This is a genomic window from Acidovorax sp. Root402 (assembly GCF_001425125.1).
In the GTDB taxonomy this organism is placed as follows: Bacteria; Pseudomonadota; Gammaproteobacteria; order Burkholderiales; family Burkholderiaceae_C; genus Acidovorax; species Acidovorax delafieldii.
In genome coordinates this window covers 225,467-247,170 of sequence record NZ_LMDQ01000012.1, presented here as the reverse complement: position 1 = coordinate 247,170, position 21,704 = coordinate 225,467, and the positions used below count along the sequence as shown (strand labels likewise).

The window sequence follows — 21,704 nt, the reverse complement described above, 5'->3', positions numbered from 1 at the left end:
TCAGCCTTCGGTATGGCGCAGGCGGTAGGGCTCTTCGAAGTCCAGGAAGTCCTTCTCGGCCAGGGCTTCGTCGATCCAGGCCTGCACGCCGGGCAGGGTGCGCACCCGGTCCACATAGGCCCGGATGGTCGCAGGCACGGGCAGGGCGTAGGTATGCAGGCGCATGCAGACGGGGGCAAAGTAGGCGTCGGCCACGGTGAATTCACCAAACAGCAGCGGACCACCGTGCTCTTGCAGCAGCGCACTCCACATCTCCACCAGGCGCTGCACGTCGGCGCGCACGCCGGCCTGGTCGCGCCAGATCAGGGCGCCGGTGTCGGCAAGGTTTGCTTCGATGTTCATGGGGCAGTGGTTGCGCAGGGCGGTGAAACCGCTGTGCATCTCGGCGCAGACGCTGCGGGCGCGCGCGCGGGCCTTGGCGTCGGTGGGCCAGAGCTTTTTGTCGGGGTGGGTTTCGGCCACGTACTCCGCAATCGCCAGGGTGTCCCACACCACCAGGTCGCCGTCCACCAGCACGGGCACTTTGGCCGTGGGGCTCACGGCCCCGATGGTGCGCTTGAATTCCGACTGCGCGTCAAAGCTGTCAAAGCGCACGCGCACTTCTTCAAAGACGATGCCCGCCTGCTTGAGCAGCACCCAGGGGCGCATGGACCAGGACGAGTAGTTCTTGTTGCCGATGTAGAGCTTGAGCATGTTGGGCACCTGAGATGAAGGGGTCAGCCCGCCATGCTAGCGGCTGCCGGGCGCGTCAGCGATGCCAAAAACTGGCCTGAATGATGCGCTGCCGGCATCACAGGCCATCGTGCAGGCCTGCCTGGCCGGGGATCAGATGGGCCAGACCACGCCGTTGTCGTTCAGGATGGCGTCGAGTGGCAGGTCGAACTCCTCGGGCTCGAAGTCGTCCAGGTAGCCATGGGTGAAGCCCAGGCCCACGGTGAACGGCTTGGGCTGCAGCGTCGCCAGCGTGCGGTCGTAAAAGCCGCCCCCATAGCCCAGCCGGTAGCCACCCGGTGCGTAGCCCACGCAGGGCACAAACAGCAGCGTGGGCACGATGACCTCGGTGTCCTTGGGCTTGGGGATGCCATAGGCGTCCTCTTCCATGGGGCAGCCGGGGTACCAGGCGTGGAAGGTGAGGGTCTTGTGCTGCTTGTTGACCACCGGCAGGCCGATGCGGCGGCGCAGGGGTTCGTCCAGCAGCTCGCCGTCTTCCTTCCAGCGGTGCAGGGCGGGCAGGGGGTCGAACTCGCCCTTGATGGGCCAGTAGGCGCCGATCACCGTATCCGGCCGGTTCACCAGCCAGATGCGCATCACCTGCTGTAACAGGTCGGCCCGCTGTAGGCGGTCGGGCAGGTTGAGGCGTTCTTCTATCAATGTGCGCCGAAGGGCTGCTTTGTCCATCAGATAATTCCCCCATGCAATTTCTCAGAGCGATTCTGACACCCCTTGTGGCCGCCACCCTGCTGGCCGCCACCGCGCCCCTTGTCATGGCGCAAAACCGTGGTGACGATACCCTGCTGGAGATGCAGCAGGCGTTCCGCAAGGGCGACCGCAACAAGCTCGCGCAGCTGCTGCCTGCGGCACGCGGCCATGCGCTGGAGCCTTGGGCCGCCTACTGGGAGTTGCGCGTGCGTCTGGGCGAGGCCTCGTCACAGGAGATTCAGGCCTTCATGCAGCGCTACGCCGGCACCTACCAGGAAGACCGCCTGCGCAACGACTGGCTGCTGCTGCTGGGCCAGCGGCGCGACTGGGGCCAGTTTGCCGACCAACACCCCAGCTACCGCATGTCAGACGACCGCGAAGTGCGCTGCTACGCGCTGCTGATCGACCAGATCAAGGGCACGGCACCGGCCACCGTGGCCGAGGACGTGCGCAGCAACTGGTATGCGATCCGTGACGCCGACGATGGCTGCACCCACGCCGCGCGCGAGCTGTATGGCTACAAGAAGCTCTCGGCCCTGGACGTGTGGCGCAAGGCCCGCCTGGGCGTGGAGGCCAACCGCCCCCGCGTGGTGCGCTCGGCGGTCGAGATCGTTTCGCCCGAATCGCTGCCGCAGCTCAAGGATGTGCTCGATGCGCCCAGCAAGTACCTGCTCTCGCGCGCCACTGCCGCTGGCAAGGCCCGGCAGGAACTGGTGCTGCTCGCCCTGTTGAAGCTGGCCACCAGCGACCCGGACGGCGCGGCCTATCAGCTGGAGAACAAATGGGGCGTGCACCTCTCGGCCGAAGAGCGCAACTGGGCCTGGGGCGTGATCGGCAAGACCGCTGCGCAGAAGCTGGCCAGCAACGCCCACGGCTACTTCGCCAATGTGACCAAGGACAGCGACCTCAACGACGACCTGCTGGGCTGGAAGGTGCGTGCCGCCTTGCGCGCCGGCCAGTGGAAGGCCGTGGGCAAGGCGGTGGATGCCATGGGCCCTGAAGGCCGCCAGGACAGCACCTGGGTGTACTGGAAGGCGCGCTCGCTGCTGGCGGGCCGCGTGAGCGATGCCGAACGCGCCGAAGCCCGGCAACTGCTCGAAGGCATTGCCGGAACGCGCGGCTTCTATGAGCAGCTGGCGCTCGAAGAGCTGGGCCAGCGCATCACCACACCCCCCGCTCCCGCGCCCCTCACCGCCGAAGAAAAGGCTGCCGCCCGCGCCAACCCGGGGCTCAACCGCGCCCTGTACGCCATACTGCTGGGCCTGCGCAGCGAAGGCGTGCGCGAGTGGAACTACACCACCAACCTGCACCAGAGCGGCGGCATGCCCGACCGCGAACTGCTGGCCGCCGCCGACTTCGCCTGCCAGCGCGAGGTGTGGGACCGCTGCATCAACACCAGCGAACGCACCAAGGGCGTGGTGGACGTCACGCAGCGCTTTCCCATGCCGTTTCGCAGCACCGTGGTGGAGCGTGCCCAAGGCATCGGCATCGACCCGGCCTATGTGTACGGCCTGATCCGCCAGGAAAGCCGTTTTGTGATGGATGCCCGCTCGCATGTCGGTGCCTCGGGCCTCATGCAGGTGATGCCCGCCACGGCCCGCTGGACGGCCAAGAAGATTGGCCTCACAAACTTTACGCCCGACCAGATCACCGACCGCGACACCAACATCACCATCGGCACGGCCTACCTCAAGCTGGCGCTGGACGACTTTGCGGGCTCCATGCCCATGGCTGCGGCCGCCTACAACGCGGGCCCCGGCCGCCCGCGCAGCTGGCGCAACGGCCCGGTGCTGGACGCCGCCATCTGGGCCGAGAACGTGCCCTTTGCCGAGACGCGCGACTACGTGAAGAAGGTGCTCTCCAACACCACCAATTACGCAGCCATCCTCACCGGCCTGCCCCAGTCGCTCAAGAGCCGCCTGGGCACCATTGGCCCCCGCGACGCGAACCTGCCCGAGGTGAACAAGGACTTGCCCTGAGGCCCTGTTGCTCTCCGGCGGGGGCGAAAGGTATCTGGATTGCTATCAATAGAGGAGCTGAAGGCGCATGTTCAACTGGCGCTTCAGTGGGTTTTAATTAAAAGAGAGAGGGTGTGATGGGCAAACTGGCATGGATGGCCTGTGTGGCCGCAGTGTGGGCGTGGGGCGCGGGTGCTCAGGCGCAACCCGTGTACAAGTGGGTGGACGCCGATGGCAAGACCCACTATGGCTCGCAGCCCCCGCCCGCCAAACAGGACGCCGAGCCGCTGAAGCTGCAAAGCAACAACGGCACCAGTGGCGGCAGCACCTCATCCGGCAACAACGGCGCCAGCGCCAAGGCGGGCCAGCAGTACAACCCCGATGGCACCAAAAAGGTCTCCAAGGACGTGGAGGAGTTTGGCGAAGGGCTCAAGAAATCGCTGGGCACCGTGGACAGCCAGCAGGCACCCCTGAACTGCGCCGTGGCCGTGGACAACATCCACTACCAGGCCGACCTGATGCTGGAGGTGGGCCAGAAGAACGTGCGCGATGGCTACATGACGCAGGCAGCGTTTGATTCCGCCGCCCCCAAAATCCGCGAGGCCAAGGGCAAGTACAGCGTGTCGGACTGTCAGGGCGCCTCGGGCAACAAGAAGTCGTTCTACCAGTGCATGTCCAGCAGCAAGAACCACGTGACGGGCTGCGACAAGCAATACAAACACTGACGGCGTTGTGCTGATCCGCCCAGGCGCTTTGCGCCAGCGGCGGGGTCCCTCCGTCAGGGCACGCACCGGCACCCAGTGATGCCGAGGCGCCAGGCCTCACACGTTGTGCAGCACCTCGCCCTGACGCGCCGCGGCGCCTGACCGCACCAGTTCATCTGCCAGGCTCTGCAGCCATTCGGCCTCGGTCTGCGCTGCAAAGTGCCGTGCACGCAGCATGCCGAAATACGGCGTGGCCTGCGCCCAGGCCGTGAGGTCGGCAATCCCGATCTGCTGCCATTCGAGCAGCTTGTACTTGAGCAGCACCTTGGCCGCATAGAGCGCGTGCTTGCCCGGGTTGTGCACAAAACCGTCCAGGCGGCGACGGGCGCCGTCGATGGCGCGGGGCGCATCGGCAAACACCGGCCCGTGGCCCGGGATCACGACCTGGGGCGACAGCGTTTCAATCAGGTCCAGCGTGGCCCCCACCTGGGCGAAGGCATCGTCGCCCTCCAGCTCCGGGAACACCACGCCAAAGCCGTTTTCCCACAGCGCATCGGCCGAGATCAGCACGCGGCCCTGGGGTTCGAACAACACCACCGAGTGCGGGTCGTGCCCCGGCGCGGCATGCACCTGCCACGGCTTGTCGCCCAGCAGCACGCACGAGCCCGGCACCAGCAGCGTGTCGGCCCGAAAGGGTGGGCACTCCTGCCCGGTGGGGGTGTAGCTGAGCGCATAGGCATCCCACTGGCGCACATGGTCGGCCTGGCCGGGCGGTATGGCCGTGAGCACGCCGGGCCAGGCCTTTTGCAGCGCGGCATTGCCGCCGCAGTGGTCGCTGTGCAGGTGGGTGTTGAGCAGGCGATCCAGCCTGCGGCCCGCGAGAGCATCGCGCACCAGCTCCACGGTTTGCTCGGCATGGCTGCAATAGCCGGTGTCCACGATGGCTGTGTCGTGCTGGCCGATGAAGAGGATGTTGTTGGCCGACAGCCAGCCGCGTTCGAGGACGGTGATTTCAGGGGGCAGGAGATCGTGGGGCGCTGTGGTGGGCATGGGTGCAGGAATTCGGGGCTTCGGTGGCGGGCTTCAACGCCGCGCCGTGGGCTGCTGCCCAGCGTACCGCAGGTCGCACCTGCCCGAAGTCCTCCAAAACCCGCAGCCTGGCCGCCCAGGCTGTGTCAGAACGTCACGCCCGCCACCAGGATCACATTGGCATACGGCGTGCACTCGCCTGTGCGCACCATCACGCGGGCCTGCTGGGTCAGGCGCTTGAGCTCATCGTGCGATACGGTGCCAGGGACCACCGGAAGCTGGCACCACGTGGGTAACTGGCCACCGTTGCGCTCCACGGCTTCGGTGGCGATCAGCGCTTTTTCGACCTGCATTTCGTCCAGCACCACCCGCAGCACATCGGCCACGGCCGGGATGCCCGGCGTCAGCGCAAGGTCAATGCGGCGCGGGCCATTGGGGATGGGCAGTCCCACGTCGCCAATCACCAGCATGTCGCCGTGGCCCAGGGTGGCGATGGCGTGGGAGAGTTCGGCGTGCAGCAGGGCGGTGCGTTTCACAGGGGGCTCCAGGCGGGCGGTTGGGGGCTTTGCGCCACGGCGGCGCGGGTGGGGATGGAGGGCTGGGCGCCGGGCTGGGTGACGCACAGCGCCGATGCTCGGATGCCTTCGCGCACGGCGGCGTCCAGCGGCTCGCCGCGTGCCAGCGCCACGGCCAGTGCACCCAGGAAAGTGTCACCAGCGGCCGTGGTGTCCACGGCTTTCACGACCAGGCCGGGGTGGTAGCGGTTGCCTGCCGCATCGGCGGCCACGGCACCTGCGGCGCCCAGGGTCACCACCACCTGGGCGGGGCCCTTGGCGCGCAGGGCCTGTGCGGCCTGCGCGGCATCTGCGGGAGTGGTCACGTTCTGGCCTGCCAGCGCGGCGGCTTCCACCTCGTTCACGACCAGTGTGTGCACCAGCGGCCACATCGTATTGGGCAGGGGCTGGATGGGTGAGGGGTTCAGCACCACCGGGCAGCCTGCGGCATGGGCCATCTCGGCGGCGGCCAGCACCTGGGGCAGGGGGGTTTCGAACTGCAGCACCAGGCCGCCTGCGCCTTGCAGGGCGACGCCCAGCGCGGCGGCATCCAGCACAAACCGGCCATTGGCGCCGGGCACGACCACGATGCGGTTTTGCCCGCTGGCCTCCACGGTGATGGCGGCCACGCCGGTGGTGGTGTCGGTGTCGGTCTGCACGCCGCTGTGGTCGATGCCGTCGGCATCGAGCCCGGTGCGCAGCGTGTGGCCATAGCCGTCGTCGCCCACGCGGCCAAACAGGGCCACCCGGGCACCCTGGCGCGCACAGGCCACGGCCTGGTTGCCGCCCTTGCCGCCGGGCACCAGGTGCAGGGCGTCGGCCAGCACGGTTTCGCCGGGGCCGGGCGCATGTTGCACCTGCAGCACCAGGTCCATGTTCAGGCTGCCGACGACGGCGATGCGGGGGGCAGTATTCAATGGGTTGTTGTTCATGCCTCAGCCCCCGGGGCTGGCGCGGTGGACGAGCGCACGCGCAGCTCGGGCTGCAGCATCACCTTGCGCGCGTCCTGGCGCTTGCCGTCGATGCGCTCCAGCAGCATGTCCACGGCCAGTGCGCCGATGCGCTGCTTGGGCTGGGCCACGGTGGTGAGCGGTGGGCTGGTGAAGGCCGTGAGTTCGATGTCGTCAAAGCCGACGATGGACAGCGCCTCGGGCACGCGCAGGTCGCGTTCGTGCGCGGCGCACAGTGCGCCCATGGCCATGAGGTCGTTACACACGAAGACGGCGGTGGGGGGCTCGGGCGCGCGCAGCACCGCGTGCATGGCTTCGTAGCCGCCCTGGCTGGTGAAGTTGCCGTGCCACAGCAGGCCGTCGCCCGTGCCGCAGCCCGCGTCGGCCAATGCGGTGCGCCAGCCTGCAATGCGCTGCTCGCTGGGGGCAATGCCGGCTGGCCCGCCAATGCAGGCTATGCGCCGGTGGCCTAGCGACAGCAGGTGGCGCGTGGCCAGCAGGCCGCCCTGCATGTGGGCGGTTTCCACCAGGTCGCAGGGCTGCTGCTCGGTGAGTTCGATCTCGCGGTCCACCAGCACGGTGGGGATGGACAGGCCCGCCAGCTGCGTTGCCAGCGTGGCGTCGTGCCCGGTGGAGACCACGATGAGCCCGTCGATGCGCCGCTCGGCCAGCACCTGCAGGTAGGTGCCCTGGCGGTGCGCCTCGTCGTTGGTGTTGCACAGGATGACGTTGTAGCCTGCGCCAAAGCAGCGGTCTTCCACGCTGTGCACGATCTCGGCAAAGTAGGGGTTGGAGCTGTTGGGGATCAGCATGCCCAGCGTGCGCGTGTTGTTGCTTTTGAGGCTGCGCGCAATGGCGCTGGGCACATAGCCCAGGGCGCGGATGGCGGCCTCGACGCGCTCGCGCCCCTCGGGGCTCACGCGGCGTGTGCCGTTGACCACGTGCGACACCGTGGTGACCGACACCTCGGCGTGGCGCGCAACGTCCTTGATAGTAGCCATGCAAAAAGAAGAATGAGGTCGTTGTTGGTGGGGCAGACGGTCGCGGTAATCAGTCTCTCAGACCTTGGCGCGGCGCTGGCGCAGCGTGTCCACGATGACGGCCGCCACGATCACAAAACCCGTGATGATGCGCTTGCTGGGCTCGCTGGCGCCCACCTGGGCCAGGCCTGCCTCCAGCACCGCGATGATGAGCACGCCAAACGCGGTGTTGATCACCGAGCCGCGCCCGCCCATCAGGCTGGTGCCGCCAATCACCACGGCCGCAATCACCTGCAGCTCCATGCCGGTTCCGGCGTTGGGGTCGGCGGCTTCCAGCCGGGCCGACTGCATCAGACCCGCCAGGCCCGCGAGCAGGCCGGTCATGGCAAACACGATGACGCGGATGGGGCGCGGGTCCACGCCTGCGAGGCGCATGGCTTCTTCATTGGTGCCAATGCCCACCACGTAGCGGCCGAACACGGTGCGCGATAGCACCAGCTGCGCCACCACCACCAGCACCACGGCCAGCAAGAAGGCGAACGAGATGCCGCCAAAGAAGGGTGCCGACAGCCACGAGATCGCATCGCCCACGTACTGCGTGCGCGAGTCGGTCACCACATACGCGCTGCCGCGCACGGCTTCGAGCATGCCCAGGGACACGATGAACGAGGGCAGCCGCCACGCGACGGAAATGGTGCCCGTGATGGTGCCGCACACCAGGCCCGTGGCCAGTGCCAGCGCGGCGGCGGCGGGCACCGTCCAGCCCCACTGCAGGATGGCAGCGGCCGAGGTGGCGGCGGCCAGCGCCATCACAGAGCCCACCGACAAATCGATGCCCGCGATGATGAGCACAAAGGTCATGCCCACGGCCATCACGGCCAGGGCCGGGATCTCGTTGGCGATGGTGATGAAGGTTTCGGCGCTCCAGAAATATTCGGACAGCGACGAGAACAGCGCCACCATGCCTGCCAGCACGGCCAGCAGGCCCAGGTAGGTGCCCAGCTGGCTGCGCCAGACCGAGGCAGAGGAGGGCGCCGCAGCGGGTGCGGCAGATGTGGTGGGGGCGTTCATGCGGTCACAGGAGAAGAAGTTGAAGGGGTGGTGCTGGTGCGTCCGCCGGGCTCGGAGAACGCGGCCGCCAGCAGCGATTGCTCGGACCACTCGCCGCGCTCGAACACGGCCACCAGGCGGCCCGCGCTCATCACGCCGATGCGGTCGGCCATGGCCATGAGCTCGCGCAGGTCGGACGACACCATCAGCAGCGCGCGGCCCTCGGCGGCCATGCGGTCCAGCTCGCCGTACAGCTCGGCGCGCGCGCCCACGTCCACGCCGCGCGTGGGTTCGTCCAGCAGCAACACGCGGCCTTCGCGGTGCAGCCAGCGGGCAAACACCACCTTTTGCTGGTTGCCGCCCGACAGTTGCCCCACGGGTTGTTCCGGGCCGTGGCAGCGCACGCGCAGGGTGCGGATGAATCCCTGCACCAGGCGGCTTTCGAGCCCGCGCTGCAGCCAGCCGCCGCGCGACACGGCCGACAGGTCGGACAGCGTGGCGTTGATGCGGATGGGCTGCGACAACAGCAGGCCCTGGGATTTGCGGTCTTCGGTAACCAGGCCCACACCGGCGGCGATGGCCTGCAGCGGCGACGCGAAACCACGGGGAATCGTGCGGGGTGCGGCCTGGGAAACCGCAGGTTTCTGGTTTGCTATGTTTTGTATAGCCGATTGCGCTTGCGCATCAAGCGCTAGAGGCTGTTTTTGCTCAAATTCTGGGTGCAGCGTCACGCTGCCACGGTCTGCCCGGTCGGCGCCAAACAGTAGGCGGACCAGCTCGGTGCGGCCCGATCCAACCAGCCCGGCAATGCCGAAGATCTCGCCAGCGCGCAGCTCCAGGCTCACGTCCTGCACGGCGGTGCCCCGGCCCAGGTTTTCAGCGCTCATCACCACGGGGCCGATGGGGCGGCGCGGGCGGTGGTCCAGGTCGCTCACCACGCGACCCACCATGCGCTGCACCAGGTCGTCTTCGCTCATGCCCGCCATGGGGCGAACGTCCACCAGGCGGCCGTCGCGCAGCACGGCCACGCGGTCGGCAATGCGGCGCAGTTCTTCGAGCCGGTGCGACACGTAGATGATGGCCACGCCGCGCGCGGTGAGGTGCGCGATCTGCTCAAATAGGTAATTGGTCTCGCGCGGCGTGAGCATGGCCGTGGGCTCATCGAGCACTAGGATGCGTGTGTCGTCCTGCAGGTTGCGCGCAATCTCCACCATCTGCTGCTGGCCGATTCCCAGCTGCGAGACCGGGGTGGCGGGGTCGATGGTGTCGAGCCCGATCTTGGCCAGCTGCGCACGGGCGGCGGCGTGCAGCACATCGCGCTGCAGCCAGCCCAGGCGGTGTGGCAAGCGGCCCATCAACAAATTCTCGGCCACGGTGAGCGTGGGCACCAGGCCCAGCTCCTGCATCACCATGCGCACGCCGTGGCGCTCGGCGTCGCGGCGCGACGTTGGCGCGTACGCCTGCCCCGCCAGCAACATGCCGCCGCGCGTGGGCTGCTCCAGCCCGCAGAGGATCTTGGACAGCGTGCTCTTGCCCGCGCCGTTCTCCCCGGTCAACGCCAGCACCTCGCCCGCAAACAGCTCCACGTTCACGCCATCGAGCACGGTGGCGGTGTAGTCCTTGCCCACGGCCTGGATGGCGAGCAGGGGCGTGGCTTGTCGGGCGGCGGAGGGGCTGAGCATGGTGGTGTGATGGGGGCGACTGCAGAGCGGGCTTTATGTTTTAAGCGGTGAACAAAGCTCAGCGAAGCGGTTCTGGCTAGGCGCCGTGTCGCAGGCAGTACTGGAAGTACGACAAGACACGGCAACAACGCCAGAAGAGCTTTGTTCTCCGCTCCAGGGCTTACTTGCTGTCTTTCGTCACCAGCACCACATCCGTCTTCACCGTGGCGGGCAGCTGGTTTTGCGGCGTCTTGGCGGCCAGGGCCTTCTGCGCGAGTTCGATGCCGAACACGGCCTGCTTGGCGGCGTACTGGTCGGCGGTGGCCAGCACGCGGCCATCGGCCAGCATGGGCTTGATGGCGCCAATGTTGTCGTAGCCCACCACCTGCACCTTGCCGGTTTTGCCAGCGGCCTTCACGGCGGCCACGGCGCCCAGGGCCATGCTGTCGTTGCCCGCCAGCAGGGCCACCAGGTCCGGGTGCTCACGCATCATGCCGGCGGCCACGGTGTTGCCTTTTTCAATCTCCCAGTTGCCGGACTGCACGCCCACCACGGTGATGTTGGCAGCCTTCATGGCGTCCTGGTAGCCGAGGGTGCGCTGTTGCGCATTGAAGGTGGTGGACACGCCTTCGATGATGCCGACCTTGTCACCGGCCTTCAGCGTCTTGGCCAGGTGGTCGCCCACCAGCTTGGCGCCCGCGCGGTTGTCGGGGCCCACGAAGGGCACGGTGATGTTCTTTTCCTTCAGCGCATCGGCATCGAGCTGGTTGTCGATGTTGACCACGAGGATGCCCTTGTCGATGGCGGACTTGACCACGGGCACCAGCGCCTTCGAATCCGCCGGGGCCAGCACGATGGCGTTGACCTTTTGCGCTACGGCCTGTTCGATCATCTTGATCTGTGCGGCCGTGTCGGTCTCGTTCTTGATGCCGTTGGCCACCAGCGTGTATTCCTTGGCGTGGGCCTTCTGGTGCGCCTTGGCTCCGTCTTCCATGGTGCGGAAGAACTCGTTGGCCAGCGACTTCATGATGAGCGCGATCTTGGGCTTGTCTTGCGCAAACGCAGGGCTGGCCAGCAGGCTGCCCACAACGGCGAGGGCGGCGGCGGTCTGAACGGAACGGCGGGTGAACTTCATGGGTGTTGTCTCCAGGTTGGAATGTGGATAAGGGCAACGCTGAACAAGCCTCTTGCGCCCGGCGCATCCCTGGCTCAGCACGGTCTGCAGCGTTGCAAATCCTCGCGATAGCTACGGCTATCGCTGTGGTTTGCGCCTTGCAGCCCATCCCGACCCAGAGCCCGCCGCATCGCGGAGGATTATTCAGCGTCGCCCTCAGGCGACCGACAGCGCGGATAGAACCCCGGCAGACCCCGCAAAAAGGAGCGGCTGCGAAGGTCCGGTGCCTTGTCGTGATCGGGATGATAACGAAAGCAAACGTTTGCGCAAACGTTTGCTATTCGGTAAAAACCCGGAGACGATGGCGTTTTACGGCTGTGCGGTGGCTGCAGGAAGGCGCTGCAATGCGGTGGAAAAGAGCTGGCCTGCCGTTGTGTCGGTTCGCTATGTGGCCGACGGAGGCAGCGTTGCGGAGCGGGCTTGCGGGGGGGCGTGTGCCGAGAGGACAGATACTTTGCTATCGCTTGGGCCTTTGGAGAAGGCGCGCCCCAGACCAGGGACACCGCGCAAGGGCCGCCCCGCCGCGCTGGTGTCGTCCCCCTTCCCGAAGCGCGTAGCGCGCAGAGAGAAGGGGGAAGCGGCGTAGCCGCTCAGGGGGATGGTCTCTACTTTCGCAGTTCCCTGCGCAGGATCTTGCCCACATTGCTCTTGGGTAGCTCGTCGCGGAACTCGATGTACTTGGGGCGCTTGTAGCCGGTGAGGTTCTGGTGGCAGTAGTTGGCCACTTCGTCCTCGGTCAGAGCCGGGTCGTTCTTGATGATGAACACCTTGATGGCCTCGCCCTGTTTCTCGTCGGGCACGCCGATGGCCGCGCATTCGACCACGCCGGGGCACAGACTGATGACCTGCTCCAGCTCGTTGGGGAACACATTGAAGCCGCTCACCAGGATCATGTCCTTCTTGCGGTCGATGATGCGGGTGTAGCCCTGCGGGTCCATGATACCGATGTCGCCCGTGCGCATGAAGCCGTCGGGCGTGAAGGCCTTGGCGTTTTCTTCGGGCTGGTTGTAGTAGCCCGTCATCACGTTGGGGCCGCGGATGCAGATCTCGCCCGACTCGCCCTGGGGCAGGCTGTTGCCTTCGTCGTCCTTGATGGCAATGTCGATGCCCGGCAGCGGCAGGCCGATGTTGCCGCTGAACTGGGTGCTGATCACCGGGTTATTGGTGCCGATGGCGCAGGTCTCGCTCATGCCCCAGCCTTCGATCATGGTGCTGCCGGTCACCTTCTGCCACTGCTTGGCCGTGCCCTCGCTGGCCGCCATGCCCCCGGCCTGCGACACGCACAGGTGCGAGAAGTCCAGCGCCTTGAACTGCGGGTTTTGCAGCAGCGCATTGAACAGCGTGTTCACCGCCGGCAGCATGTGGAAGGGACGCTTCTTGAGTTCGGCGATGAACTTGGGAATGTCGCGCGGGTTGGGGATCAGCGTGAGGCTGGAGCCCTGGCGGATGGCCAGCAGGCACAGCGTGAGCGCGAAAATGTGGTACAGCGGCAGCGCGGCAATGCTGTTGGCCTTGGAGAGGTCACCCACCTTGGACAGCGCTGGCGTGAACCACGCCTCGGCCTGCAGCGTGGCGGCCACGATGTTGCGGTGGGTCAGCACTGCGCCCTTCGACAGGCCCGTGGTGCCGCCGGTGTACTGCAGGAAGGCAATCGAATCCAGCGTGGCCTGGCTGGGTGCGAGCGACTTGTGCTCGCCCAGCGACAGCGCCTTCTTGAAGGTAACGACCTTGCGGCCATTCGACAGCGGCAGGTCATACGCAGGCACCATCTTGGCCAGGTGGCGCACGGCAAAGGTGATCCATTTGCCAAACCAGAAGCCCAGCAGGTCGCCCATGGACGCCATCACCACATGCTTGACGGCGGTGTGGTCCACGACCTCGGCCAGCGTGTGGGCAAAGTTCTCCAGGATCACGATGGCCGTGGCGCCCGAGTCCTTGAGCTGGTGCTCCAGCTCACGGGCGGTGTACAGCGGGTTCACGTTCACGCAGGTATAGCCTGCGCGCAGCACGGCGGCCATGGTCACGCCAAACTGGGGGATGTTGGGCAGCATGATGGCCACGCGCGCACCGGGCTCCAGCCCCAGGCTCTGCAGATAGGCACCCAAAGCGGCCGAGCGGCGATCCAGCTCGCCGTAGGTCATCCACTGGTCCATGCAGACCGAAAACGGGCTCGATGCGTGTTTGCGGAACGACTCTTCCAGCAGGTGGGCCACAGAGCGGTATTGCTCGGGCTGCACGTCGTGTGGGACGCCCGGGGGGTAGCTCTTGAGCCAGATCTTTTCCATGCGCTTGTTTCCTTGTGCTCGCCAAATGCCATTGATAGGTGGGCACAGATTGTGGAAGGCGGGCGCGTTGCGGGCTATCGGGCTTGTCCTAGTGTGCTGGCGAGCTGGGTCCCGCAGGTGACAGGATCGGCATCGAACAATTGCTCCATCAGCGCCCGCTCGCGTTGTTCGATGGTGGCCAGGAACTGCTCCACCCCGCCGCGCTGGCGCGCAAGCTGGCCGAAGGTGTCAAACCCCGCCTCCAGAAACTTCTGCAACGCGCCCATGCCCGCAGCGTTGGCCGGGCCGCGCATCATGCGCAGCATCATCCGCAGGCCGGGGGTGCGCGTGAGGCGCGCCAGGTCATTCCCCATGGCCAGCACGCGCTGCAGCTGCTGCTGGCGCGCATGGCGCTGGCCCACAGTGCGCCAGGCGGTGGTGTAGCGGGCGGCAACGTTGGCCGCATCGGCTTCGTGCAGCAACCACGCACGGCCCATGTCCTGGTCCAGTCCCTCGGTCTGTGCGTGCAGCACCGCCAGGGCCACGGCGGTGTTCACGACCGGTTGGGGGAACATGGTCTGCAGCGTGCCGGCGATGCGGCCAAACTGCAGATCGCGGTCGGTGTAGTCGGTGTCGCTGTACAGCTCTTCCAGAAAGAACTGTGCTGCGGGTCCGAACGCGGGCGAGCCCATCAGGTCCGCATAGGTGCCCCGAAAGCGCCGCGCCTGCAGGCTTTTGACGCTGCCCACCGCCGCCCCCAGCGCCGGGTCGCCCGTGCGGTGCAGGCGCAGGGCGGTCACGTCGGCGATGCAGTCGCGGATGGTCTGGGCGGCATCCATGGGGCGGGGTCCTCTCTGCGTTCTGCGGGGTGCGGTGTCGGGCGGTGGTCAGACCGCACAATGCGGCTGGTCAATTACAACATTTGCCCATCACCACCATGATCGCGCGCTGGCAACGAACCCTGCTCCTGTTCATCCTGCTGACCATGGCCGCCTGGCTGGTGTGGCAATGGCCCCATTCACCCTGGCGTGCCGTGCTGGGGGCCTTGGTACCGCTGTGTCTGTACCTGGTGGTGATGGCGGTGGAGTTTGTGCTGATGCACATCACCAACCGTGCCGATGCTGCGCCCCGCGCCCGCCTGTCGCAGGTGGTGGGTGCCTGGTGGGCCGAGGTGTGGGTGGCGCTGATGGTATTTTGCTGGCGCCAGCCGTTTCGCCATGATTCCGTGCCCGACTGGCTGCCTGCACAGCCGACGGGAAAGCGCGGCGTGGTGCTGGTGCATGGATTCATGTGCAACCGGGGGCTCTGGCTGCCGTGGTTTGCGCATTTGCAGGCGCGGGGGCATGCCTATGTGGCGGTCAATCTGGAGCCGGTGATGGGCTCGATTGACGAGTACGCGGACATCATTGAAGACGCTGTGCGCCAAGTGACGGCTGCCACGGGGCAGGCGCCGGTGCTGTTGTGCCACAGCATGGGGGGCTTGGCGGTGCGGGCGTGGCTGCGGGCGCACCAGGCGGATGGGCGGGTGCACCGAGTGTTGACGCTGGGTACGCCGCATGGGGGCACGTGGCTGGGGCGTTTCAGCCGGGCGGTGAATGGGCGGCAGATGAGCTTGGCGGGGGATTGGGTGGTGGCGTTGCAGCGGGCAGAGCCGGCGGGGCGGGCTGCGTTGTTTACGTGCTGGTATTCGAACTGCGACAACATCGTGTTTCCGGCGACTACTGCGGCGTTGGTGGGGGCGGAACACCGGTTAGTGGAAGGGGTTGCGCATGTGCAGATGGCGTTTGACCCTGGGGTGATGAAGGCTTGTCTGGAGGAGGTTGGGCGGGGGTAATGTTTTGGTTTTTGGGCTGGATGCGCTAGTGGGATATGGGTGGGTAGCTATTGATTTTGCAGTGTTGGTTCTTGTGCGCTGATTGGGTGGCGTGCCTTTGTTGAGGGCGGGAGCCGGGAGTCGCCCGGCGAGCGAGTGACTTTCTTTTGCTTCGCCAAAAGAAAGTCACCAAAGAAAAGGCGACCCCCAGTCTGCGACCCCTTCGCGGTGCGAAGGGGCAGACCTGCGGCGGGGCGGCTGCGGGGTGCGCCGTGGAACTCACTGCGCTGCGTTGCAGCTTCGTTCAGACATCCACGGCGAGTCAGTTCACGAAGCATGGGCGCTGCGACGCCCATGCTCACCCCACAACCGCCCCGCCGCAGGCGCAGCCAGCAGGGGTGGGACAGCCGAACATCCAAACAACCGAACAGCCGGACATCCATTCGGGCCATTGCTGCGCTCGGCCGCGCCTGCGCAGCGCAAAGCGCTTGCGCCCGCGATGTGGGGCCGAGCGCAGCGATGGCCCGTGTGGATGTTCTGCTCCCTGTGCCCGGCTCGCGTGTGTCTGAGCGACGCGCAGCGGCGCGAGTTGAGCGAGACCCCGCCAAACCCGAGCACCGCAGGTTGCCCCGTAGCGTCAGCGCAGGGGACGCAGACAGTGGGGTCGCCTTTCTTTTGGGTACTTTTCTTTGGCGAAGCAAAGAAAAGTGCCTCGCCTGCCGGGCGAATCCCGGCCCCCGCCCTCAACCCAGGCACAGAGACCGATTCATCCAAAAGGCCCAACAACCCCAGCCCAGCCCCGCATTCCTGGATGCAAGTTGCTATTAAAAGCGTAGCTTTCAGCGCATGATTCACTAGCGCTGGCAGCCAGTTTCTTCAAAACATCAAGCCGCCACAGCCTCCCGCTCATCCGCGGCAAACTCCGGCAACCCACGCAGCCGCTCATAGATCGGCGCAAAGTCCGCCGCCGTCATCTCGAACAGCTGCTCAAAACTGTCGATCACAAAATACGTCTGCTGGTACGTATCAATCTTGTAGCGTGTGCGCATGGTGCGCTCCAGTTGCAGCGGAATGCGCTGTGGCTCCGGGCTCTGCACCGAATACGCCAGTTCGCCCGACGAACTCAGGATGCCCGCGCCATAGGCCCGCAACTGCCCCGCTTCGCGGATCAACCCAAACTCGATCGTGTACCAGTACAAGCGGCTCAGCATCTCGCACGACCCCAGCCCCTGCGCCTTCAGCCCGCCCTGGCCGTAGCGCTGCACATAGTCGGCAAACACCGGGTTGAACAGCAGCGGCACATGCCCGAACAGGTCATGAAAGATGTCGGGCTCGACGATGTATTCGAACTCTTCGGGCTTGCGGATCCAGTCCGTCACCGGGAATTTGCGGTTGGCCAGCAGGGTGAAGAAGGGCACCTCCGGGATCAGCCCGGGCACGCCCACCAGCTCCCAGCCTGTGGCCTTGTAGAGGCGCTCGTTGACCTCTTCGAAGCGCGGGATGCGGTCGCTCGCGCCCAGTGAGGGCAGGGCGTCGATGAACGCCTGGCTGGCCAGGCCCGGCAGCAGGGCGCGCTGGCGCTCGTACAGACGGCGGTAGGTGTCGTGGTCGGCGGCGGTGTAGGCCGCGTAGTCCTGCGGGCAGGTGTAGTCCGCGTTGGCGCGCGAATAGTCGCCACGCGGTGGGCGGGTGGATTGGCCATAGACGACAGGGGCTTGTCCCATTTTTTTCTCCTTTGCCGCCATGGTCGGCGCACCGCGACGGGGGTGCGCACCAGCCCACGCGGCTGCTAATCGATCTTGATCTTTGCGGCCCGGATCAGGAACTCGTACTTGCTGTTTTCCGAGCGCACAAACTGCGCAAACCCGTCGAGCGTCAGCTCTTCGGGCGTGATACCCATCTTCTTGAACTTCTCCTTGCCAGCGGGCGAATGCATCGCTGCCGAGAACGCATTGGCGTAGCGGCGCGCGTCGGCATCGGGCAGCGAGGCCGGTGCGAACAGGCCGAACCAGGTCGACACGTTGAAGCCCTGCACGCTGTCGTTGATGCTGGGCACGTTCGGCAGCGCCTCATTGCGGCTCAACGTGGTTACACCCAGCGCCAGCAGCTTGCCCGACTGGATCTGCGGCAACGCCGAAGCCAGGTTGTCAAACACCATCAGCACCTGGCCGGATTCCAGCGCGGCCAGCGCGGGCTTGGAGCCCTGGAAGGGCGTGTGGCCCATCTTGGTGTTGGTGAGCGACTTGAACATCTCGGCCGAGATGTGGCCGATGCTGCCGTTGCCGCCCGATCCGTACTTGGCCTGGTCCGGGTTCTTCTTGAGGTACTGCACCAAGTCGGGCGTGGTCTTGACGCCCAGCTTGGCGGCCTGCTCCGCATTCACCACCAGCACATTGGGCGTGCGCGCCACGAGGGCGATGGGTTTGAAGTCCTTGAGCGCGTTGTAAGGGAAGTTCTTGTACAGCCAGGGATTGACGGCGTGGGTGGCCACGGCGCCCATCAGCACCTGGTTGCTGGTCTTGGGTGATTTGGCGACCTGGTCCGCACCGGTACTACCACCCGCCCCCGGTTTGTTCTCCACGGTAATGGAGCCAAGCTGGGCTGCAGCACCCTCGGCCACGATGCGGGCCGAGGTGTCCAGCGGACCACCAGCGGGGTAGGGAACCACGATGGTGAGCGGGGCAGAGGGGCTTTGGGCCATGGCAAAGGTGGCCACACAGGTCAGGCCAACACTGAACAGGGTGCTACGGAGCGACATCGGGATCCTTATGAGTTCCGGGGAGCGCGCAGTATAGGCACCTGTTCAGGGTTAACCCTGGATGTCTGATGTCTTAGGTGTTCAGCACGCCACGGCGGATCTGGTCGCGCTCCAGCGACTCGAACAGCGCCTTGAAGTTGCCTTCGCCAAAGCCGTCGCGGTAGTCGCCTTCGCGCTGGATGAATTCAAAGAACACCGGGCCCAGCATGGGCGTGGAGAAGATCTGCAGCAGCAGGCGGGGCGTGCCGTCGGCCGTGGTGCCGTCCAGCAAGATGCCGCGCGACTGCAGCTCGGGCACCGGCTGGCCGTGGCCGGGCAGGCGGGTGTCCAGCATTTCGTAATAGACCTCGTTGGGCGCGGTGGCCAGCTGCACGCCGGCCATGCCCAGCTTGTCCACCACGTCCAGCAGGTTGTCGCAGATCAGCGCGATGTGCTGAATGCCCTCGCCGTTGAATTGCATCAAAAATTCTTCGATCTGGCCGCCGCCCTGCTTGGATTCTTCGTTCAGCGGGATGCGGATCTTGCCGTCGGGCGCCGTCATGGCCTTGCTGGTCAGACCCGTGTATTCGCCCTGGATGTCGAAGTAGCGGATTTCGCGGAAGTTGAACAGCTTCTCGTAGAAGTTGGCCCAGAAGCCCATGCGGCCCCGGTACACGTTGTGCGTGAGGTGGTCGATGAGGTTCAGGCCGTGGCCCACGGGGCGCCGGTCCACGCCTTCGATGAATTCAAAGTCGATGTCGTAGATGGACTTGCCGTCTTCAAACCGGTCAATCAAATACAGCGGCGCACCGCCAATGCCCTTGATGGCGGGCAGGCGCAGTTCCATGGGGCCGGTGGGGATCTCGATGGGCTGGGCGCCCAACTCCAGCGCGCGGTTGTAAGCCTTGTGCGCATCCTTCACACGGAAGGCCAGGCCACAGGCGGAGGGGCCATGCTCGGCACCAAAGTAGGCGGCCTGGCTGTGGGGCTCGCGGTTCAGGATGAAGTTGATGCCGTTCTGGCGGTACAGCACCACATCCTTGGACCGGTGCTTGGCGACCAGGGTGAAACCGAGCTTTTCAAACACCGCCTCCAGCACGCCGGGCTGGGGCGAGGTGAATTCGACGAACTCGAAGCCCATCAGGCCCATGGGGTTGTCCCAGGCTTCGAGCTGGGCGGCGGTTTCTTGCGGCAAGGCGGCATTCATGGGGTGTCTCCGGCATTCGTTGATGAATGTCATGGACTGTAGGCGCGGCCTGCCTCATGTTTCTGGCGAAATCAAGAGGCTTTGGCCTTTGATTTGCAGGAATCTTGTGAATGGTCAAAATTTCGCGCAGTCTGGCGGCGCGCCGGGCAGGGCTGGCCGCCGCAGCGCTGCGCGGTCGGCAGAAGGTCCCTATGAGCCCGAGGTGCCCGCGTTGAGCTGGCGCAGCGCCAGGGCGGCGTCAATGCGTTGTTGCTCTTCGGGCGAGAAGAGCTGCTGGCGCAATTGCTGCAGGCCGGGGCCCTCGCCCTGCTGGGTGCGGGCTTGGCTGTATTGGTCGAGGCGCTGGTTCCAGTGCTGTTCCTCCCGGTCCAGCTGCGCCATGGCCTGGGCGGCTGCCGGGCCGTACTGCGCGCTGCGGGTGGCGTAGCGGCTGCGCTCGTCGGCGTTGCTGGCGTTGAAGGCGGCCGTCTGCGCGGCGGCCGCCATGTGAGCGGTGGCGGCACTGCGTTCGGCGCGGCGCTCGGTGGAGAGTTCGTTGTCGGCCGCCTGCAGCGCCTGGGCGCGCTGCTCGGGGCTGAGCTGGGTGTTGCGCTCAATCTCCAGGCGCGCCAGGGTGTAGCGGTCCAGGTCGGCCTCGCGGGCAAACAGGGCGTCGTATTCGGCGTCGTCAAAAAACTGCAGGCGCACCTTGTGGCGCGCCTCCAGCGCGTCGCGCAGTGCGCGTGGGTCGGTCAGGTCCTGCGGCGCACGCAAGCTGCCCAGGGCCACACGGTAGTCCACGTAGCGCTCGGCCAGTGCCAGGGCTCGCGTGGCCAGGGCGGCGGGGAAATGCCGGTTGACCAGCGCGGCCAGGCGCTGTTTGAGCGTGGCTGGGTCGCTGGCGTCGCCCGCTTCCATCAGCAGGGCTTCCAGCGTGTCGCGCAGGCCGTGCACCAGCAGGGGGTCGGCCGGGCCGTCGGTGGTGATGGCGCGGCGGCGTGCAAAAAAGCTGTGGTCCGCGCCCTGTGCGGGCGAGGGTTCTATCTGGGCACCGGCGGAGGCGGCGGCCGCCCCCGCCGATGATGGGTGTGTATCCCCCGCACCCAACCCGGCAGGGCCCCCCAGCCACCACACCACGGCGACCGTGGTGAGGGCCAGGACTGCGGCGGCAACCGCCCAGGTGCGCGAGGGCTGGGCCATGGCTTACAGGCCTTGTTGCTTGAGGCGGTTGGCGTGCTGGCGGTACAGCGTCACCGGGTCGGTGGAGAACCAGTCGCGCAGGCCCAGCAGCTGGTTGACTTCGTCGAGGTGGTTCTGGCGGTAGTCGCCCAGGTGTTTGCCCAGGCGCGACGAGCAGGCCGACACCAGGCCGTCGTTGGCTTCGCCAAAGGTCAGGCTCAGCGTGGCCAGTAGCGCGTCACTGGCGTCGAGCACGTTGGTCAGGGGCAGGGTGCCGGTCCAGGAGTAGTAGCGCACGCCGTTCACCAGCTCGGCGCCGCTGCCGCAGCCGGAGGTGGGCACGCCTTGCGGAAAGCGGCTGTTGAACTTGGCCGAGCCGGCCGTGGTCAGCGAGTCCAGCGCCGCCGTGGGCATCTGGGGCAGGCCGGTGCCGCCGGAGGTCAGGTTGATCAGGCCCACCAGCGCCTTGGCGGCGGCGCTGGCCACGGCTTCGGACACCGAGCCCGCGGGCGCTACGCCGCGCAGGATGTCGGCCACGCGCGAACCCCGGTTCACGCCGCCAATCGAGGTGACCGATGCCACCAGCTGCGGCGCCACGCCCGCCACATAGCGGGTGGTGGGGCCGCCGTGCGAATGGCCTACCAGGTTCACCTTGGGGGCCCCGGTCAGCGCCAGGATGGTCTTGACCTGCGCCAGCAATTGCTCGCCGCGCACCTCGGTGCTGTTGGCGGCCGAGACCTGGGCGACGTAGACCTTGGCGCCGCCCTGGCGCAGTGCGTCGGGGATGCCGTAGAAGTAGTCGATCCCAAGGGCCGAGTCAAAGCCGAACAGGCCATGCACCAGCACGATGGGGTAGCGCGTCTGGGTGTAGCCCGTCTGCGCCTGCGCGCCCACGCCGAGCAGCAGCAACCCCGCCGTTGCTGCCAGCACCAGTCGCCGCAAAAAGCGGCTGAAAAATCCGGTCATGTGTTTGTCTCCGTTGGTATGGTTTCTTATGCTCGCAAAAACGAACGACCGTTCTTTTTTGCGAGATCAATTTTTGTATT

19 protein-coding genes are annotated in these 21,704 nt (G+C 66.4%); 3 read left to right on the top strand and 16 right to left on the bottom strand.

Features of this window, described 5'->3' with window-relative positions; all coding sequences use genetic code 11:
* Positions 1 to 693, bottom strand: coding sequence for a glutathione S-transferase family protein (locus ASC83_RS06220; protein WP_056060014.1), 693 nt, complete (start codon positions 691 to 693; stop codon positions 1 to 3).
* Positions 694 to 825: 132 nt separating this feature from the next.
* Complete coding sequence (locus ASC83_RS06215; RefSeq protein WP_056059531.1) at positions 826 to 1,398, bottom strand: 5-formyltetrahydrofolate cyclo-ligase; 573 nt, start codon at positions 1,396 to 1,398, stop codon at positions 826 to 828.
* A gap of 14 nt (positions 1,399 to 1,412) precedes the next feature.
* Between ASC83_RS06215 and ASC83_RS06210 the strand changes: the two genes are divergently transcribed.
* Entirely contained in the window at positions 1,413 to 3,398 is a 1,986-nt protein-coding gene (locus ASC83_RS06210) for a lytic transglycosylase domain-containing protein (protein ID WP_056059529.1), read from the top strand.
* A 116-nt stretch (positions 3,399 to 3,514) separates the two neighbouring features.
* Positions 3,515 to 4,102: a DUF4124 domain-containing protein gene (locus ASC83_RS06205; RefSeq protein WP_056059527.1), complete on the top strand. Its 588-nt coding sequence runs from the start codon at positions 3,515 to 3,517 to the stop codon at positions 4,100 to 4,102.
* A 96-nt stretch (positions 4,103 to 4,198) separates the two neighbouring features.
* Here ASC83_RS06205 and ASC83_RS06200 read toward each other — a convergent pair whose 3' ends face one another.
* From ASC83_RS06200 to ASC83_RS06160, 9 genes are all read right to left on the bottom strand, one after another.
* Positions 4,199 to 5,131 (bottom strand): MBL fold metallo-hydrolase, encoded by a 933-nt coding sequence (locus tag ASC83_RS06200; RefSeq protein WP_056059526.1) that lies wholly within the window; start codon positions 5,129 to 5,131, stop codon positions 4,199 to 4,201.
* Between the two features lie 125 nt (positions 5,132 to 5,256).
* The gene (gene rbsD, locus ASC83_RS06195; RefSeq protein WP_056059525.1) at positions 5,257 to 5,646 is read right to left on the bottom strand and encodes a D-ribose pyranase; all 390 of its coding nucleotides are present in this window, start codon (positions 5,644 to 5,646) and stop codon (positions 5,257 to 5,259) included.
* The gene (gene rbsK, locus ASC83_RS06190; RefSeq protein ID WP_369816951.1) at positions 5,643 to 6,581 is read right to left on the bottom strand and encodes a ribokinase; all 939 of its coding nucleotides are present in this window, start codon (positions 6,579 to 6,581) and stop codon (positions 5,643 to 5,645) included. The genes rbsD and rbsK overlap by 4 nt, the downstream gene beginning before the upstream one ends.
* Before the next feature lie 11 nt (positions 6,582 to 6,592).
* Positions 6,593 to 7,615: a LacI family DNA-binding transcriptional regulator gene (locus ASC83_RS06185; RefSeq protein WP_056059521.1), complete on the bottom strand. Its 1,023-nt coding sequence runs from the start codon at positions 7,613 to 7,615 to the stop codon at positions 6,593 to 6,595.
* Between the two features lie 57 nt (positions 7,616 to 7,672).
* Positions 7,673 to 8,665, bottom strand: coding sequence for an ABC transporter permease (locus ASC83_RS06180; RefSeq protein WP_056059519.1), 993 nt, complete (start codon positions 8,663 to 8,665; stop codon positions 7,673 to 7,675).
* On the bottom strand, positions 8,662 to 10,326 hold the full coding sequence (locus tag ASC83_RS06175) for a sugar ABC transporter ATP-binding protein (RefSeq protein WP_056059517.1): 1,665 nt from the start codon (positions 10,324 to 10,326) through the stop codon (positions 8,662 to 8,664). The genes ASC83_RS06180 and ASC83_RS06175 overlap by 4 nt, the downstream gene beginning before the upstream one ends.
* A 160-nt stretch (positions 10,327 to 10,486) precedes the next feature.
* The gene (locus ASC83_RS06170) at positions 10,487 to 11,440 is read right to left on the bottom strand and encodes a sugar ABC transporter substrate-binding protein (protein WP_015015858.1); all 954 of its coding nucleotides are present in this window, start codon (positions 11,438 to 11,440) and stop codon (positions 10,487 to 10,489) included.
* 644 nt (positions 11,441 to 12,084) lie between these two features.
* Entirely contained in the window at positions 12,085 to 13,764 is a 1,680-nt protein-coding gene (locus ASC83_RS06165; protein ID WP_056059515.1) for an AMP-binding protein, read from the bottom strand.
* Positions 13,765 to 13,838: 74 nt separating this feature from the next.
* Positions 13,839 to 14,582 carry a hypothetical protein gene (locus tag ASC83_RS06160; RefSeq protein ID WP_056059513.1) on the bottom strand — a complete coding sequence of 248 codons (744 nt, stop codon included), beginning with the start codon at positions 14,580 to 14,582 and terminating at the stop codon, positions 13,839 to 13,841.
* A 98-nt stretch (positions 14,583 to 14,680) separates the two neighbouring features.
* Here ASC83_RS06160 and ASC83_RS06155 point away from each other — a divergent pair, with 98 nt between their 5' ends.
* On the top strand, positions 14,681 to 15,577 hold the full coding sequence (locus ASC83_RS06155) for a triacylglycerol lipase (RefSeq protein ID WP_056060011.1): 897 nt from the start codon (positions 14,681 to 14,683) through the stop codon (positions 15,575 to 15,577).
* A gap of 863 nt (positions 15,578 to 16,440) precedes the next feature.
* Here the strand turns inward: ASC83_RS06155 and phhA are convergent.
* The 5 genes from phhA to ASC83_RS06130 form a co-directional block, all read right to left on the bottom strand.
* Positions 16,441 to 17,280, bottom strand: a complete 840-nt coding sequence (gene phhA / locus ASC83_RS06150) for a phenylalanine 4-monooxygenase (protein ID WP_056059511.1) — start codon at positions 17,278 to 17,280, stop codon at positions 16,441 to 16,443.
* 65 nt (positions 17,281 to 17,345) lie between these two features.
* Positions 17,346 to 18,314 carry a tripartite tricarboxylate transporter substrate binding protein gene (locus tag ASC83_RS06145; RefSeq protein WP_056059510.1) on the bottom strand — a complete coding sequence of 323 codons (969 nt, stop codon included), beginning with the start codon at positions 18,312 to 18,314 and terminating at the stop codon, positions 17,346 to 17,348.
* Between the two features lie 73 nt (positions 18,315 to 18,387).
* Positions 18,388 to 19,500, bottom strand: a complete 1,113-nt coding sequence (gene hppD / locus ASC83_RS06140) for a 4-hydroxyphenylpyruvate dioxygenase (protein WP_056059508.1) — start codon at positions 19,498 to 19,500, stop codon at positions 18,388 to 18,390.
* 189 nt (positions 19,501 to 19,689) lie between these two features.
* A complete protein-coding gene (locus tag ASC83_RS06135; RefSeq protein WP_056059506.1) occupies positions 19,690 to 20,679 on the bottom strand; it encodes a lipase secretion chaperone in 990 nt (329 codons plus the stop codon).
* A gap of 3 nt (positions 20,680 to 20,682) precedes the next feature.
* Positions 20,683 to 21,624 carry a triacylglycerol lipase gene (locus ASC83_RS06130; RefSeq protein ID WP_099731316.1) on the bottom strand — a complete coding sequence of 314 codons (942 nt, stop codon included), beginning with the start codon at positions 21,622 to 21,624 and terminating at the stop codon, positions 20,683 to 20,685.
* Positions 21,625 to 21,704: the final 80 nt, after the last annotated feature.

Coding starts and splice junctions, on each gene's coding strand:
- ASC83_RS06145 (WP_056059510.1), bottom strand. CDS start 18,314: ATGTCGCTCCGTAGCACCCTGTTCAGTGTTGGCCTGACCTGTGTGGCC.
- ASC83_RS06220 (WP_056060014.1), bottom strand. CDS start 693: ATGCTCAAGCTCTACATCGGCAACAAGAACTACTCGTCCTGGTCCATG.
- ASC83_RS06205 (WP_056059527.1), top strand. CDS start 3,515: ATGGGCAAACTGGCATGGATGGCCTGTGTGGCCGCAGTGTGGGCGTGG.
- ASC83_RS06165 (WP_056059515.1), bottom strand. CDS start 13,764: ATGGAAAAGATCTGGCTCAAGAGCTACCCCCCGGGCGTCCCACACGAC.
- hppD (WP_056059508.1), bottom strand. CDS start 19,500: ATGAATGCCGCCTTGCCGCAAGAAACCGCCGCCCAGCTCGAAGCCTGG.
- ASC83_RS06175 (WP_056059517.1), bottom strand. CDS start 10,326: ATGCTCAGCCCCTCCGCCGCCCGACAAGCCACGCCCCTGCTCGCCATC.
- ASC83_RS06155 (WP_056060011.1), top strand. CDS start 14,681: ATGATCGCGCGCTGGCAACGAACCCTGCTCCTGTTCATCCTGCTGACC.
- ASC83_RS06210 (WP_056059529.1), top strand. CDS start 1,413: ATGCAATTTCTCAGAGCGATTCTGACACCCCTTGTGGCCGCCACCCTG.
- ASC83_RS06170 (WP_015015858.1), bottom strand. CDS start 11,440: ATGAAGTTCACCCGCCGTTCCGTTCAGACCGCCGCCGCCCTCGCCGTT.
- phhA (WP_056059511.1), bottom strand. CDS start 17,280: ATGGGACAAGCCCCTGTCGTCTATGGCCAATCCACCCGCCCACCGCGT.
- ASC83_RS06180 (WP_056059519.1), bottom strand. CDS start 8,665: ATGAACGCCCCCACCACATCTGCCGCACCCGCTGCGGCGCCCTCCTCT.
- ASC83_RS06135 (WP_056059506.1), bottom strand. CDS start 20,679: ATGGCCCAGCCCTCGCGCACCTGGGCGGTTGCCGCCGCAGTCCTGGCC.
- ASC83_RS06200 (WP_056059526.1), bottom strand. CDS start 5,131: ATGCCCACCACAGCGCCCCACGATCTCCTGCCCCCTGAAATCACCGTC.
- ASC83_RS06215 (WP_056059531.1), bottom strand. CDS start 1,398: ATGGACAAAGCAGCCCTTCGGCGCACATTGATAGAAGAACGCCTCAAC.
- ASC83_RS06130 (WP_099731316.1), bottom strand. CDS start 21,624: ATGACCGGATTTTTCAGCCGCTTTTTGCGGCGACTGGTGCTGGCAGCA.
- ASC83_RS06160 (WP_056059513.1), bottom strand. CDS start 14,582: ATGGATGCCGCCCAGACCATCCGCGACTGCATCGCCGACGTGACCGCC.
- ASC83_RS06185 (WP_056059521.1), bottom strand. CDS start 7,615: ATGGCTACTATCAAGGACGTTGCGCGCCACGCCGAGGTGTCGGTCACC.